Source organism: Agrobacterium sp. D14 (assembly GCF_001526505.1).
GTDB classification, from domain to species: Bacteria; Pseudomonadota; Alphaproteobacteria; order Rhizobiales; family Rhizobiaceae; genus Agrobacterium; species Agrobacterium leguminum.
The window spans coordinates 134,862-149,633 of record NZ_ASXX01000008.1 but is presented as its reverse complement, the minus strand read 5'-3'; the positions used below and the strand labels follow the sequence as shown (position 1 = coordinate 149,633).

The 14,772-nt window shown below is 57.7% G+C and carries 13 protein-coding genes; 8 read left to right on the top strand and 5 right to left on the bottom strand.

Features of this window, described 5'->3' with window-relative positions:
• Positions 1 to 551: 551 nt before the first annotated feature.
• Positions 552 to 1,244 (bottom strand): GntR family transcriptional regulator, encoded by a 693-nt coding sequence (locus L901_RS07140; protein WP_059754871.1) that lies wholly within the window; start codon positions 1,242 to 1,244, stop codon positions 552 to 554.
• A gap of 167 nt (positions 1,245 to 1,411) precedes the next feature.
• On the opposite strand from L901_RS07140, the gene L901_RS07135 reads away from it, so the two are divergent.
• From L901_RS07135 to L901_RS07105, 8 genes are all read left to right on the top strand, one after another.
• The gene (locus L901_RS07135) at positions 1,412 to 3,352 is read left to right on the top strand and encodes an ABC transporter substrate-binding protein (protein WP_059754868.1); all 1,941 of its coding nucleotides are present in this window, start codon (positions 1,412 to 1,414) and stop codon (positions 3,350 to 3,352) included.
• 75 nt (positions 3,353 to 3,427) lie between these two features.
• The gene (locus L901_RS07130; RefSeq protein ID WP_059754865.1) at positions 3,428 to 4,414 is read left to right on the top strand and encodes an ABC transporter permease; all 987 of its coding nucleotides are present in this window, start codon (positions 3,428 to 3,430) and stop codon (positions 4,412 to 4,414) included.
• A complete protein-coding gene (locus L901_RS07125; protein WP_059754861.1) occupies positions 4,411 to 5,565 on the top strand; it encodes an ABC transporter permease in 1,155 nt (384 codons plus the stop codon). Before L901_RS07130 ends, L901_RS07125 begins: the two co-directional genes overlap by 4 nt.
• Positions 5,562 to 7,262, top strand: a complete 1,701-nt coding sequence (locus L901_RS07120) for an ABC transporter ATP-binding protein (RefSeq protein ID WP_059754858.1) — start codon at positions 5,562 to 5,564, stop codon at positions 7,260 to 7,262. The genes L901_RS07125 and L901_RS07120 overlap by 4 nt, the downstream gene beginning before the upstream one ends.
• A 3-nt stretch (positions 7,263 to 7,265) precedes the next feature.
• On the top strand, positions 7,266 to 8,474 hold the full coding sequence (gene manD / locus L901_RS07115) for a D-mannonate dehydratase ManD (RefSeq protein WP_059754855.1): 1,209 nt from the start codon (positions 7,266 to 7,268) through the stop codon (positions 8,472 to 8,474).
• A gap of 13 nt (positions 8,475 to 8,487) precedes the next feature.
• On the top strand, positions 8,488 to 9,642 hold the full coding sequence (locus L901_RS07110) for a mandelate racemase/muconate lactonizing enzyme family protein (protein WP_059754854.1): 1,155 nt from the start codon (positions 8,488 to 8,490) through the stop codon (positions 9,640 to 9,642).
• A gap of 633 nt (positions 9,643 to 10,275) precedes the next feature.
• A complete protein-coding gene (locus L901_RS26070; RefSeq protein WP_245289599.1) occupies positions 10,276 to 10,560 on the top strand; it encodes a LacI family DNA-binding transcriptional regulator in 285 nt (94 codons plus the stop codon).
• Positions 10,561 to 10,823: 263 nt separating this feature from the next.
• The gene (locus L901_RS07105; protein ID WP_059754851.1) at positions 10,824 to 11,744 is read left to right on the top strand and encodes a BID domain-containing protein; all 921 of its coding nucleotides are present in this window, start codon (positions 10,824 to 10,826) and stop codon (positions 11,742 to 11,744) included.
• Positions 11,745 to 11,782: 38 nt separating this feature from the next.
• On the opposite strand, the gene L901_RS07100 is transcribed toward L901_RS07105, so the two are convergent.
• The 4 genes from L901_RS07100 to L901_RS07085 form a co-directional block, all read right to left on the bottom strand.
• Positions 11,783 to 12,130: a hypothetical protein gene (locus L901_RS07100; protein ID WP_059754849.1), complete on the bottom strand. Its 348-nt coding sequence runs from the start codon at positions 12,128 to 12,130 to the stop codon at positions 11,783 to 11,785.
• 22 nt (positions 12,131 to 12,152) lie between these two features.
• On the bottom strand, positions 12,153 to 12,818 hold the full coding sequence (locus tag L901_RS07095; RefSeq protein ID WP_059754847.1) for an acyl-homoserine-lactone synthase: 666 nt from the start codon (positions 12,816 to 12,818) through the stop codon (positions 12,153 to 12,155).
• 66 nt (positions 12,819 to 12,884) lie between these two features.
• Positions 12,885 to 13,634 carry a LuxR family transcriptional regulator gene (locus tag L901_RS07090; RefSeq protein ID WP_059754844.1) on the bottom strand — a complete coding sequence of 250 codons (750 nt, stop codon included), beginning with the start codon at positions 13,632 to 13,634 and terminating at the stop codon, positions 12,885 to 12,887.
• Between the two features lie 162 nt (positions 13,635 to 13,796).
• A complete protein-coding gene (locus L901_RS07085; RefSeq protein ID WP_020810008.1) occupies positions 13,797 to 14,729 on the bottom strand; it encodes an alpha/beta hydrolase in 933 nt (310 codons plus the stop codon).
• Positions 14,730 to 14,772 lie beyond the last annotated feature (43 nt).

Genomic DNA, 14,772 nt, shown 5'->3' with positions numbered 1-14,772 from the left:
CTCGATCAGCGTCTAGCGGATTTGCAGCAGCCGATCTTCTACGCAACGGTTGCGCGCAGCTTGATCAGCCGCTCTAAGCACCGAGGTTGGACGTCGTGAGATCGAAATGAACGCGGTTGCGCCCGCTTCGAACATCTTAGATCCCTGGAACTGAAACGCGCGACGGCAGTTGCACGATCTTGGCCGAAATTGTTCTCGAGCGCTATCTTGGGCGCTTCGGACAACCAGTCAGTCAGCTTTTGCGGATTTGCGGTGTTGATCGCATGAATCTTCATGGTTTTGTTCCTCTCGAGCGGGAACGCCGCGCTTTCATTGTCATCATTCCGGCGCGCCGTAGCTTACCGCCTGCTGTCGATAGCGTGTCTGCCGCCAGCTCGATACGCAGCTCATATAAGACGAGGCTTTCAATATTGTTTGGCATCACGGTGGCGGGTCTTCGTGAGTTTACTATTTGCGCGGCGGTTACAGGGGTCTCTTCATGGGTTAACGAAGAAGTTTACAACGTTCACCGGCGTCCTCTTCCCCGGCGACTATCTAGACTGAACCGGGTTCTATCTACGGCGTGAACGCATATGCTCAATAATGTGAGCGCCCGAGCCGGAGACATGTTTGGCTATAGCAGCCGAAGCAGCATCCGCATCATGCGTCTTCAGGCAGCGCAACAACTCATTATGTTCATTGATCACATCACGCTGACGCTTCACCGAGGTCGAAAACTGCCGGCTGATCGCCCCCAGAATCTGTCGGTGACGCACCCACAGGTCGACAGCATGCCGGTTGTAATGTCGGTCATACATGATCTGATGAAATTGCAGATCCAGGTCGGAGTGCTTTGCCTCATCCGCGAAATTCAGGCCCTCGATCTTTTGCTGCAAGTCTTCGAGCGCATCAATGTCTGTCCTGGTTGCAATTCCCACAAACCAGCGTGTCAAAGCGGGCTCAATCAAGACCTCGATCTCACAGATGTCCCGCACGAAGTCCTCGTCTATCGGGCGCACCCGCGCGCCACGATTGGGTGCCATGACAACGAAGCCTTCGCCGCGCAATTGCTGAAGAGCCTCGCGGACCGGATTCGTCGAGGTGCCCATTCGGTTGGCGAGATCCGCGACCTTCAACCGCTCATTTGCTTTCAGACGTCCATGAATAATGTCGTCGCGAAGGCGCTCATAGACCGAAAATTCGGCCTCGTCTGTCATGGAGTCCGGCTCCGGCGCAGGTGCAGACAGGGTGGTGATCGTGCTCATGAGGTTGCTTTTAAAGCATTTTCCCCGCGATTGCCAATAGGAAAACGTAATTTTATACATTGATGTTGACAAATAATGTACGATCTGAGAGTTTTTGTGCACAAGACGGAGGAGGCGCCGTCTGGGGGAGAATGCCGGTGGTGGAGCCGGTAATCGGAGGAGAAGAAATGAATTACCGGTTCACACCGCGTCGCTTTGGCCTGTCCGGCACGCTGCTTGCTACTACCCTTCTTTGCGGAACGGCTCCGTTATGGGCTGCCGATTACAGGCAGGCACCTGCGCTTGATGAGCAGGTGAAAGGCGGCAAACTGCCGGCCGTCACGGAGCGTCTGCCAGAGACGCCGTTCGTCGAAACCATGGTGAATGGTGTCGGCAAATATGGCGGCACGTTGCGCACCACCATTCTCGCCAACGGCGACCAGTACAATCTGACGCGCACCATTGCCAACGAGTTGCTGGTTCGCTGGGATCCGCAGTGGAAGAAGATCATGCCGTCCCTTGCGGAAGAGTTCAAAGCATCGGACGATGCGACGACCTACACATTCAAGCTACGCAAGGGCCTGAAATGGAGCGACGGCCAGCCCTTCACGGCCGATGACATCATGTTCTGGTATGAAGATGTCTTCATGAACCCGGCGCTGTCTCCGGCAAAGAACCCGACCTTCACGGTGGGCGGAAAGCCGGTGAAGGTCACGAAGATCGATGACCTGACCGTCGAGTTCAAGTTCGAGTCGCCCTACGGCCTGTTTCTGCAACAGCTTGCCTACGGTCAGGGGCATCTGCCGGTCATTTATCCCAGGCACTATCTCAGCCAGTTTCATGAGAAGTACAACAAGGATGGTATTCCAGCCATTCTGAAATCCAACCCGGCCGCCGGCGACTGGGTGGCGCTGTTCAACTCGAAGGTTTCGCTGACTTTCCAGCCCGCCTATTGGCAGAACCTCGAGCTGCCGACCATGAACCCCTGGGTGCTGACGGTGCCCTATGCGGATCAGGACCGCGTGGTCGCCACACGCAACCCATATTACTGGAAGGTCGATACGGCCGGCAATCAGCTTCCCTATATCGACACGATCACCTGGGCCAAGCTGGACGATCCGCAGTTGATGGCGCTGAAGATGACGTCCGGCGAGTTCGATTTCGCGTTCCGCCACATCAACAACGCCACATTCAAGTCGGTTCTGTTTGATGGGCAGGAAACGGGCAATTACAAGTTCGTGGATGTGAAGGATCTTCCGGCAAACGATGCCACCATTCTCTTGAACCTGAATTCCACCGATCCGGTCAAACGCAAGATTTTCCAGAACAAGGATTTCCGTATTGCGCTAAGCCAGGCCATCAACCGGCAGGAAATCATCGATCTGGTCTATGTGGGTCAGGGCACGCCCGCGCAGGTGGCGGTACAGCCCGAACACGAGCTCTACAATGAGCGTGAGGCGACGCAGTACACGCAGTTTGATCCAAAACTCTCGGCTGAAATGCTCGACAAGATATTGCCGAAGAAGGATGCGGAAGGTTTCCGTCTGGATGAAACGGGCAAGCGGCTGACGATCAACTTCATGGTGGCGGATGTCTTCGGTCTGTCCTATCCCGATGTCATGCAGATGGTTCAGCAATACGCCAAGGATGTCGGCATCGATATCCAGCTGAGAACCACCGACCGGGCGCGATTGAACACCATGTGGTCCGCAAACGAGCAGGACGCCTATATCTGGAACTGCGTCGGCGGCCTTTCCGAGGTCTATACCGACCCGCGCTGCTACATGCCGTTCCAGAAGGCGGATATCTTCTTCGCCATGAAGTGGAGCGAATGGTACGCCAACCACGCCACCGGCGAGGAGCCTCCGGCCGAGATCAAGGCGCTGATGGCTTCTTACGACAAGGTCAACGCGGCCGTGACGGATGATGATCGTCGCGACAAGATGAAGGCGTTCCTCGAGCTTTCGGCCGATAACTTCCTCAATATCGGTATTTCCCGGCCCAAGCCGAAATACATGATGACATCGAAGAACCTGAAGAACGTGGTGAACGGCATCCCGATCACCGGCAATCTCTGGCACCCGGCGCCGACGCTGACCCAGTGGTACTTTGACAAGCCCGCTCCATAAAGCTCCTCCCGCCGGCAGTAGCGCGAATGCCGCTGCCGGTTCCTTCGATCCTTTTCATGTCGAATGGCGAGATCCATGTTTCGTTTTATTCTCAAGCGGCTGGTGTTTGCGATACCGACACTGTTTGCCGTGTCCATCATCGCCTTCATCATCATCCAGCTCCCGCCCGGTGACTACCTCACGACGCTGATGGCCGACTGGGCCAGTCAGGGTGGTGCCGTGGAAGCCGGAACGGTGGAAGCCATGCGCGAGCGTTATGGCCTCGATCAGCCCATGTATTTCCAATACTACAAGTGGATATGGGGCATCGTCACGCAAGGCGATTTCGGCATTTCCTTCGAGCTTGGCCGTCCGGTGACAGAGCTCATCTGGAGCCGCCTCGGCTTCTCGCTTCTGCTCTCGCTTCTGACGCTGTGCTTCGTCTGGGCCATCGCCATTCCCATCGGCATTCTGTCGGCTGTCCGGCAATATTCGATTTCCGATTATTCCGCGACGTTTCTCGCCTTCTTCTTTCTGGCCGTGCCGGATTTCCTGATGGCGCTGTCCGCCATGTACGTCATGTCCGCATGGTTCGGGCAAAGCGTCGGCGGGCTGTTTTCACCCGCATTTGTCGATGCTCCCTGGAGCTTCGCAAGGCTGATCGATTTTTCCCAGCATGTCTGGCTTCCGGTCATCGTCATCGGGCTCGGTTCGCTTGCAGCCCTTGTGCGCATCATGCGCGCCAATCTGCTGGATGAGCTTTCGAAACCCTATGTCACGACGGCTCGCGCCAAGGGCATGTCGGAATTCGAATTGTTGCTGCGTTATCCGGTGCGGTTGGCGCTCAACCCGCTGATTTCCACGCTGGGCTGGATTTTGCCGGCGGTAATTTCAGGCGAAATCATCGTCTCCGTCGTCATGAGCCTGCCCACCACCGGGCCGCTGTTGCTGCGCGCGCTACTTGCCCAGGACATGTATCTCGCCGGCTCGCTCATCCTGCTGATCTCGGTGCTGACGATCATCGGCACGCTGATTTCGGACATCCTGCTCGCCATCACTGACCCGCGGATTCGGCTGCAATGACAGATATCACCCAACTCCCGCCGGATACCGGCCCTTCGCTCGACCTTCACAACAGGGATATTGCCGTTGCCGGACAATGGCGTCTGTTCTGGCTCAAGTTCAAGAAGCACAAGATTGCCCTAGTAAGCCTGGTCGTCATCATCTTCATGTATCTGGTCGCAGCCTTTGCGAATTTCATCGCACCAGCCGATCCGAACGCCACCAATGCCCGCTTCACCTACGCGCCGCCGCAGTGGATTTCGCTGATGCATGACGGCTCTTTCCAGCCACATGTCAACCAGTTGAAAATGACGCTGAACACGGAATCCATGCGTCGCGAATTCACGCCAGATCCGGCAAAGCCGCTCTCTGTCGGCTTCTTCGTGAAGGCGCAGCAGCCATATAACCTGCTTGGATTCATTCCCATGGAAACCAAGCTGTTCGGTCTCACCGACCCGAAGCCCGGCGACAGTCTTTATGTCTTTGGTGCGGATCGTCTCGGGCGCGATATCTTCAGCCGTGTCGTCCATGGCGCCCAGATTTCGCTGTCCATCGGCCTTGTCGGCGTGTTCATGAGCCTCATTCTCGGCGTCACCATCGGTGGTATTTCCGGCTTTTTCGGCGGCTGGCTCGATCTCGTTATTCAGCGTGCCATCGAGTTGCTGCGATCCATTCCGACAATCCCGTTGTGGATGGGCCTTGCCGCCGCGATCCCGATCGGGTGGCCACCGCTTCGCACGTATTTCATCATTACCCTGATCGTCTCATTGATCGGCTGGACCAGTCTGGCACGCGAGGTGCGCGGCAAGTTCCTGTCGTTGAGAAACGAGGACTTCGTCATTGCCGCACGGCTGGACGGGATGAGCGAATTCCGCATCATCTTCAGCCATCTCGTACCGTCTTTCATGAGCCATATCATCGCGACGCTGACGCTTGCCATTCCCTCGATGATCCTGGCTGAAACCGCGCTATCGTTCCTCGGTATCGGCCTTCAGTCGCCGATCATCTCCTGGGGTGTTCTCCTTCAGGAAGCGCAGAACATCCGCGCGGTGGCGCAGGCGCCGTGGCTGCTGTTCACGCCCGCCGCCGCGATCGTGATCTCGGTGCTTTCCCTCAACTTCCTCGGCGATGGCCTTCGCGATGCCGCAGACCCCTACGAGTCCGTATCATGACCAGCAGTGACGACACGATCCTCAAGGTCGATAATCTAAAGACCTATTTTCCAACCCGCACCGGCATCTTCAAGGCAGTGGATGGGGTCTCCTTCGAGCTGAAACGCGGCCAGACGCTCTGCGTCGTCGGGGAGTCCGGTTCGGGCAAATCGGTGACGGCGCGCTCGATCCTTCAGATCGTCGACAGGCCCGGTCGCATCGAAGACGGCCATATCCTGCTGAAACGGCTGGATGGCAGCGTGACCGATCTTGCAACACTCGATCCGCGCGGCAGGGAAATCCGCTCCGTGCGCGGCAAAGAGATCGCCATGATCTTTCAGGAGCCGATGAGTTCGCTGTCTCCGGTCCACCGTATCGGCACGCAGATCGGCGAGGCGCTTCGCATCCACTTCGGAACGTCAAAGAAGGAGCAACGCGCCCGCGTCATCGAGCTGCTCAGGCAGGTGGAAATACCCAGACCCGAAACGGCGATCGACCGCTACACGTTCGAATTCTCCGGCGGCATGCGCCAGCGCGTGATGATCGCCATGGCGCTTGCCTGCAATCCATCCGTTCTGATCGCCGACGAACCGACGACGGCGCTCGATGTGACGACACAGGCGGAAATTCTCGATCTCATCAAGAAGCTCCAGAAAAGCCATGGCATGGCGGTTTTGTTCATCACCCACGATATGGGCGTGGTGGCTGAGATCGCCGACGAGGTCCTCGTCATGTATCGCGGCAAGGTGATGGAGAAAGGTTCGGTCGAGCAGATTTTCCATGCGCCTCAGGATGATTATACGCGCCGGCTGATCGGCTCTGTCGTCAAGCTGGAGAAAAAGGCGGAGGTGCGGCTGAGCCGTCCCGCGATACCGGCTGAAACGCCGCTTCTTCTCGACGTCAAAAATCTTTCACTCGCCTTTCCTTCCGGTCTGAAGGCTGTCGACGATGTGTCGCTTTCGGTTCGCCCGGGAGAAACCCTCGGCATCGTCGGCGAATCCGGGTCCGGCAAAACGACGATGGGCCGTTGCCTCCTGCGCATTTACGATCCGCAGGCCGGCACCATCGCTTACCGTCGCCCCGATGGCAGCACCGTCGATCTTCGCACCGCCGACAAATCAACCTTGAAGGATGTCCGCCGGGAAGTTCGGATGATCTTTCAGGATCCCGTCGGTTCGCTCAGCCCGCGCAAGACCGTTGGCCAGATCATTGCGGAGCCCTTGAAACTTGCTGGTATGAAAGGTGCCGAGGTCGAGGACCGCGTTGCCGAACTGATGCAGCAGGTTGGGTTGGAGCCGGCGTGGCGCGAGCGCTATCCGCATGCCTTTTCCGGCGGCCAGCGCCAGCGTATCGGCATTGCAAGGGCGATCGCGGTCAAGCCGCGCCTCATCGTCGCGGATGAGGCCACATCTGCACTCGATGTTTCGCTTCGCTCGCAGATGCTTGACCTGATGATGAGCCTTCAGGACCAGCTTGGGCTTTCCTACGTCTTCATCTCCCACGACATGTCCGTCATCCGCTACATGTGCGACCGCGTTGCTGTGATGTACCGCGGCAAGGTCGTGGAGATGGGCGACACCGATCAGGTCGTCAACGATCCGCAGCATGACTACACGCGCTCGCTGCTGTCGGCCATTCCCCATCCCGATCCGCGTGAGAGACGCCTCTCCCAGCGCTTCCGCTACGATCCCACTCGCACCGTTTCCACCATTGGATAAGTCATGAAAATTACCGACGTTAAAATCATCGTTTGCTCACCCGGCCGCAATTTCGTGACGGTGAAGATATTCACCGACGAAGGCCTGACCGGCGTGGGTGACGCAACGCTCAACGGCCGTGAAAAGGCGGTCGTCGCTTATCTTCAGGATCATCTGGCGCCTCTGCTGATCGGTCGTGATCCCTCGCGGATCGAGGACATCTGGCAATATTTTTACAAGGGCGCCTATTGGCGTCGCGGTCCGGTGACGATGGCCGCCATTGCCGGCATCGATACCGCCCTTTGGGATATCAAGGCCAAAGCCGCGAATATGCCGCTTTATCAGCTCTTTGGCGGTGCGAGCCGCGAGAAGGTGCTTTGCTACACCCATGCGCAGGGCACGGATATCAATGAAGCGGTGGAAGCCGTCGGCAAACGGATCGATCAGGGCTACAAGGCCGTTCGGGTGCAGGTCGGCATTCCCGGTCTGCCCGGCGTTTACGGAACCGGGGCAAAATCCGTTACCAACAACGCTGTCGATGACGCCGTTCCGCATGAGGAAGTCTGGTCCACATCGAAATATCTGCGGCATATCCCGAAGCTTTTTGAAGCGGTTCGTGACGCCTATGGCGATGACATTGAACTGCTGCACGACACGCATCACCGCCTGACGCCCATCGAGGCGGCGCGGCTGGGCAAGGATCTGGAATTCGCGCGGCTGTTCTGGCTCGAGGATACGGTCGCCGCCGAGCATCAGGAGGGTTTTCGCCTGATCCGCAAGCACACGACGACGCCGCTTGCCGTCGGCGAAGTGTTCAACACGATCTGGGATGCCCGCCTGCTGATCGAAGAGCAGTTGATCGACTATATCCGCATGACCTCGGTCCATGCGGGCGGTATCACGGCACTCCGCCGTGTGATGGATTTTGCCGGTATCTATAATGTCCGCACCGCCTGCCATGGCGCAATGGACATGTCGCCCATCTGCCTTGGCGCCAATCTCCATCTTGACCTGTGGGTGCCGAATTTCGGTATCCAGGAATATTCCGGTTATCTGCCGGAAATCCTCGAGGTGTTTCCGAGCGCATGGAGCCTGAAGGACGGCTATCTGCATCCCGGTGAAGCCATCGGCCATGGCGTCGATATCGATGAAAAACTCGCAGAGAAATATCCGTATCAGCGCGCCTATCTGCCGGTGAACCGTCTGGAAGACGGCACGCTCTGGCATTGGTAAGGGGAGAGACGATATGAAGATTACAGCAATCAAGAGCTACGCGGTCAAGGTCGGCATTCGCAACCAGCTTCTGGTGAAGATCGAGACCGATGAAGGCATTTTCGGCTGGGGCGAAAGCGGTCTTTCGGGGCGTGAAAAGGCGGTTGTCGGCGCGCTCGAGCACTATGCCGAGTTCCTGCGCGGTCGCGATCCCTTCAAGATCGGCGCGCTCTGGCAGGAAATGTATCGCAGCCAGTATTTCGAGGGTGGGCGTGTATTGCAGGCGGCAATCTCCGCCATCGATATCGCCCTGTTCGATATCAAGGGAAAAGCTCTTGGCGTTCCGGTCTACGATCTGCTCGGCGGGAAGCAGCGCGATCGCATTCCGACATTCGCGACGACATTCGCAGCCCCCGGTGAAGCGATGATCGAACAGGCGCAGATGCTTGTCGAACACGGCTGGACCGCCATGCGCCTGTCTCCCGACGGTCACGAGAACAAGAAGATTTACGAGCCGCGGGAACACATCGCGACAACAGCGAAATGGTGCGTCAAGGCGCGGGAGGTGCTTGGCGACGATGTGGTGCTCGGCATCGATTATCACCACCGCCTGACGGTGGCGGAGGCGGCAAGCTTCTGCCAGAAAATGCCGAAGGGCACGCTCGACTTTCTAGAAGAGCCTATTCGTGATGAATCCCCCGGTGCCTACGAGGCCCTGCGGCGTCTTACCGATGTCCCCTTCGCCATTGGCGAGGAGTTCTCATCAAAGTGGCAGTTCCAGCCCTATATCGAGCGGGACATCCACCAGTTCAACCGTCTCGATGTCTGCAATGTCGGCGGCTTGACGGAGAGCATGAAGGTCGCCGCCTGGAGCGAAACGCATTATGTGGACATGATGCCGCACAATCCGCTCGGGCCGATCTGCACCGCGGCGACGATCCATTTTTCCGCAGCGGTTGCCAATTTCTCCTGGCTTGAAACCCGTGCCAGCCCGGCCGAAACCCATCTCGGTTTCGACAATTCGGAATTTTTCCCCGTGCAGCCAAAACTTGAGGGGCCTTACTACCCGGTTTCGGACGCCCCTGGTCTTGGCATCGAGGTAAATGAGGAGCTGATCGCGCGGCAGAGCTTCGAGTTCTGGGAAGCGCCGCATCTCAAACGTCGTGATGGCTCCGTTACGAACTGGTAATCCTTGAGCGCTCAAAAAGGCTGCTGCAGAGCTTCGCTGGCGGTTCGATCAGAAAACGGGGGTGCGCTGCACCTCTCCCCGTTTCCAGTAGCACGGATATGGCGATACGCCCAAGCTGTTCGGCACTCTGATCGGCGCGGCTCAGGCCAGTGAGCGGTAGGCGGGCAGACGAAAACCGCTCTGGGCCGGTCATTCGATGAAAGGAAGCCGTGGATTGCCTCGCTTCGGTCGGCCTCGATCGGTGGTAACCGGATGATCCTGCCATTGCGTCTCGCCTTTCTCATCGCTTAGAGGTAACCAAGCTCGCGCTGCCGCGCCACGATCAATATCGGCAATCCTTACGGTTCATAGCTGAGGATCGCCAGATCGTGGTGGCCATTTCGCAGAGCGGCTTCGACAGCGAGGATCGCTCTTGCTGGGTGCCGAGCTCGTTGCGGACAAAACGACGAAAGAGCCTTCGCCGCCTCGCATAATGTTCTCGCTCAATTTCTGACGATAGCGATGAGACGTCGGCTCATGCTGAAGCCACAGGGGACACTGCGACATTTCGCCCGCCATTCATCATCAACGAGGCGCAGATAAATTTCATTTGCGAGGCGATGCTAGACAGCATGCAAGTGCCTTGCGCGGGACGTGATTGCCAAACTGTTTTCGACCGGATGGGAACGAGTGTATGTTCGAGATTACAACAATATCGTATGGGCAATGGCGACGGGTGAGACTTCAGCGAAGGTGACGATCAATGAAGGGGTGGAGGCGGCAGGTGTCTCCCGCTCCGGCGTGTCGAATTATCTCAACGGGCGTTTCGCCAACATGGGTGTCGAGACGCGTAAACGAATCACACAAGGCGTCAAGGGCCTTGGCTATCGGCCGAACAACGCTGCGTATCCCGGTGATCTCTCTCCTGGGGATCGATGACATCATCCTCTCCCAGTTAACAACGCCGGGGCTATCGACCATTCGGCAGCCAGTTGGACAGATGCGCGAGACTCGGCGCGGGCCGCGAATAAAGTTGCCGCCGGCACGATGTCGGTCGACGCGGCAATGGCTCAAATCGTTGAGCCCGGATATGCGGCGGCAATCGATGAAGCGCGGCGGAAGGTTGGACGCAACATGGCGCTTGCCGAGCGGAAGGCTATCGCGTCTGCGGTGGTCGATGAGACAGGAGTGCTCCCCGGGCGATGCGGGATGATCTCAGGCTCGGGACGAAGGACATCGCCAATCGCGCCCGGGCGCAGGCGATGATGGAGGCGGTCCTGGTGGAGACGGCGCGGCATGATCGCCTCGGCCAGCAGCAGCGTCGCGCTGCGGATGCTCTCGTGGAGGGCATTGCCGCAAACGAGCGGACGCTGGGTCTCGGTCGCGACGGCGCGCCGGTCCGCAGCACACCGCTCGCTCCTGCTCGGCACCTGCCGGACCTCAGCGCGGGCGATATCGACGCGCGCTTGCAGAATTCCGTTCGCTTGGCCGACAAGCGTGCCGAGATCGACAATCTGTGGAGGCTCGTGTTCGGGAGCAGCCAGGCGGTGTCGTCTTCGGTGCTGAACATAGGCGATGCCCGAAGTGGTGCTGCAGTCGGCGATGATGTTCGTGAAGGTCGACTAGGCGAGATCGTTGGGGAGGGGCGGGCATGGCTAAAGCGACCGAGTCCGGCTCGCCAATTTGCGGAGGCTCATGCGCCGAGGCTCGCGGGGGCACTGGTGGATTACGGGTTGGCGGTCGATTTCGAGCGGCATCACATCAACCTTCACCACCGCGAGGAGCAGGCGCGACATAGGGTAGAGATTCCCAGCCCGTCGAAGGTACTCTCCGCCTTGATGTCCGGCACTGACCAGGAGCAAGTACTTCGCTTGAATGCCGATCCAGCCCTCCGCCGTGAGCTTGAGAAGATCACCCTGGCGATGACCAAACGTCTTTCCTCGGCGGATCGCGCTGACCTGAAAGGGGGAAATGTTACGAGGTTAGGGGCTTCCCTTGGGATAATGCCGGAGCAGGCTGCTTCACTCAAGCTCGTTCAGGATCGCGCCGGTGCGCTGCAGGATAGGTCCCTTCGGCAGACGCGCCACGTTGCGAGCACGCCCCAGCTCGGAATGCGGCGTTGATCCTCAAGATCGGCCCCTATTAACCAGCGCACGCCCTGTCAGCATCCGCCGGTGCGGACCGCCCGCCGACCAATTATGTCGGACAGCTCGTCGCCAGCCGGATGCCATTCGAGATGACCGGATTGATTGTTCGAGGCCTGAGACAGGGCCACCTGCACCAGGGACCGGATTCCGAAGAATGTTGCAAGATCTTCAGCCTCCACGCGAAGGTGGAGACCCCAAACTTTCGCCGTGATGATCGCCCTGCCATCGCCAAAGTTCAGAACTTGGTCGGTTCGACCGGTATCGATCGAAACGGCGCAATCGCGGAGTGATCCGCATAACGTCTCAGCGATCCGGTCCGCATTTAGGACCGAAACAACCGTTTCGGAGATGTGTTTAGCCATGAGAACTTCTTGGGTTGCCTGGTCACGCAAATTGCAATGTCGGCGCGGAGGTGGCGCGCGATGGAAACGCTGGTCGACGATATAGCGGCTCGCCCACCCGGAGTTTGGCGCGCATGACACCGAGGACGCGGTGCGAAACCTCGAACGCACCGCAGCAGACCGGGAAACGGCCATAACCATCGAAACGGCCGAGTTCATCGAGTTCGGCGCCGGCTTTTTGATAAACACGCCGCATGTGCGGCTCGTAGTTCGAGATCATGGTGTGGATGCCACTGGCAAGCGCCGCCTCGCACAAGGCAAGAAGCAGCAGAGAAAAGGCTCTGTCCGGTCGCATGTCAGGGAAGTCACGTTCGATGGCATCCTCATCGATGCACATTCGCGTGCCTTCCCAGATGCCAGGCGCGATAAGGTCGCACACATCGGGAAATGTCTCGCGAAAGACGTCATAGAGCAGCGTCGGACCAGTCGTTGGCATGAGGCGAACAGAGCCATAAAGCTGCCTACGATCTTCATCGCACCACAGCAGATAAGCTGGGTGGAGTTCGTCATAGCGATCCCGTTCGCGATGGCCGGACACGGACACGTCCCAGCCGAGTCGGTCTGCAAAAACTCTTTTTCTCAACCGGAACGACTGATCGAGCAGTACGGTATATTTTTGATATTCGTGTGCTTGAATAAGGAGATACATGCTTGCCTCCGCATATTGATCGAGGCCAGCGTGCAACAGGATTCGCGCGCGCGATATATTCGGAGATTAGCTCCCCGAATCCTGGGTATTGCCATAGGGGTTTATCAGGCGGAGCTGAATCGCAAGAGCGGTTGCCGATGTGGTCGACGCCGCTCCGAGCTTGTGGCGTGCCGACATCAGATATCGTTGCGTCGTGTGCATCGAGAGGCCGAGGATTTCGGCGATTTCATCGTTCGTTTTTCCAAGAGCGGACCAGTAAAGGCATTCCTTCTCGCGCGGACCGAGCTGCGGGATTGGATCATGCTCGCCGTGAAGTTCGAACACCGCTTTTCTGTGGATCAAAAATGCAAGATCGAGCCACTCGTGGCCATACGTCTGGACCAGGTTGCTCCATTCGCTGGCGGGCTTCCTGGAGTTCAACGATAAGAGAGCACGGCGCTTCTTGTCGACAATGGGAATGGAATATCCATTGGCTCCAACGCCGTGTTCCTGGGCGTCGAGCAGAAAGTCATGGGCTGCCTGTGGAACCTCGACCTCGCGCCAATCGAACGGCATTTGCCGGATGAGACCTTCGCGCACGATCGGATCGACTTTCACGTATCCCCGCAGCAGGTAGCGCGCTACCCAAGCATCATGATAGGTTGTGCGAACGTACGGAGTGTCGACCACGTCTGCTACGGTCAGAGCCAGATGGTAGGTGGAAAAGTCGATCCCGTAGGCCGCTTCCAGAATGCGGAGTGCATCATCGACACTCGGAGCATTCTGTATTTTTAGGCTGAGATTTTGAAAATCATCCAGTACCCGTAATTTCTCCATTTAAAACTCCGGAAGAACACGCTCTTTGACGACATCGACAGTGCGGCCAAGGGGCTTTGCTCTCCGATAGTTTATCGTAATGGTATAACATATTGAATGCTCGTTTCCCGAGGTTGGCGGAGCCAAGAAGTCGAGATCCGCAGAGTGTCGTCTTGCGATCAATCAACGCGTGTAAAAGCGTCGTTCGAGCCAACTGCATGCACGTTCTAAATGTGCATCGACCTCCTTAATCAGTCCCAGCCACCGGATGAACCCGTGGTTCATATCTCCTGCGACATCCAGTTCGGTAGGTACTCCATCCGCCACGAGTTTCGCCGCAAGCGCGCGTCCTTCGTCGAACAGCACGTCGAATCCCGCTAACTGTATGTATGATGGCGGAAGCGCACTGAATGTGGGAGCACGAAGCGGTGCAGCCGCAGCAATCGCTTCTGTCGCCTCGGAATCGATGTAATGGTCCCAGAACCAGCGCATCATCTTTGCGGTAAGTCCGAAGCCTGTGGCGAAGTGCTCATAAGAAGCTCGTTGCGAACTGTAATGATCAGCGACAGGGAACAGCAACATCAACGCGCTAACAACGCGGCGGTTACTATCGTTAAGTCTCAGGGCCGATAGAAGAGCCAGGCAGGCACCCGCGCTGTCGCCGACGAGTACTAACTTGTTCGCATCGCCTCCGAGCGAAATGGCGTGCTGTTGGACCCATCGTGTGGCATCAACGCAATCGTTAAGTCCCGCCGGAAATCGTGCTTCGGGTGCAAGAGCATAGTCGACCGAAACGACGATCGATTGGGTTCTCGTAGCGAGAAAACGACAAAAGGCATCGTGCGTATCGATGTCTAGAATACAGAAGCCGCTACCGTGAAAGAACACCGTCACGGGCAGTCCCGTTTTGTCAGTCGGGCGATAAACTCGGACAGGTACGGGTGATCGGTCGAGGTCCAAAATTTGGTCTAGAACCGAATGAAGCGTCAGCTTTGGTGCACCCGTCTCATAGGCTAGGCGAGAAAGCCGACGTACCTCTTCGACGGGCAATTCGTGCAACGGCGTGCTTCCCTTTGCTGCTAGCAAAGCCTCAGCGATTTTCGGATGCAACTGCAAGAATTCCTCCGCTAAAGGAAGCGGGCGGTGCCTTACCCGCCGT

What these genes read in the sequence shown, in the direction of transcription:
- L901_RS07140 (WP_059754871.1), bottom strand. Translation starts at nt 1,244, where the DNA reads ATGAGCACGATCACCACCCTGTCTGCACCTGCGCCGGAGCCGGACTCC.
- L901_RS07135 (WP_059754868.1), top strand. Translation starts at nt 1,412, where the DNA reads ATGAATTACCGGTTCACACCGCGTCGCTTTGGCCTGTCCGGCACGCTG.
- L901_RS07130 (WP_059754865.1), top strand. Translation starts at nt 3,428, where the DNA reads ATGTTTCGTTTTATTCTCAAGCGGCTGGTGTTTGCGATACCGACACTG.
- L901_RS07125 (WP_059754861.1), top strand. Translation starts at nt 4,411, where the DNA reads ATGACAGATATCACCCAACTCCCGCCGGATACCGGCCCTTCGCTCGAC.
- L901_RS07120 (WP_059754858.1), top strand. Translation starts at nt 5,562, where the DNA reads ATGACCAGCAGTGACGACACGATCCTCAAGGTCGATAATCTAAAGACC.
- manD (WP_059754855.1), top strand. Translation starts at nt 7,266, where the DNA reads ATGAAAATTACCGACGTTAAAATCATCGTTTGCTCACCCGGCCGCAAT.
- L901_RS07110 (WP_059754854.1), top strand. Translation starts at nt 8,488, where the DNA reads ATGAAGATTACAGCAATCAAGAGCTACGCGGTCAAGGTCGGCATTCGC.
- L901_RS07105 (WP_059754851.1), top strand. Translation starts at nt 10,824, where the DNA reads ATGCGGGATGATCTCAGGCTCGGGACGAAGGACATCGCCAATCGCGCC.
- L901_RS07100 (WP_059754849.1), bottom strand. Translation starts at nt 12,130, where the DNA reads ATGGCTAAACACATCTCCGAAACGGTTGTTTCGGTCCTAAATGCGGAC.
- L901_RS07095 (WP_059754847.1), bottom strand. Translation starts at nt 12,818, where the DNA reads ATGTATCTCCTTATTCAAGCACACGAATATCAAAAATATACCGTACTG.
- L901_RS07090 (WP_059754844.1), bottom strand. Translation starts at nt 13,634, where the DNA reads ATGGAGAAATTACGGGTACTGGATGATTTTCAAAATCTCAGCCTAAAA.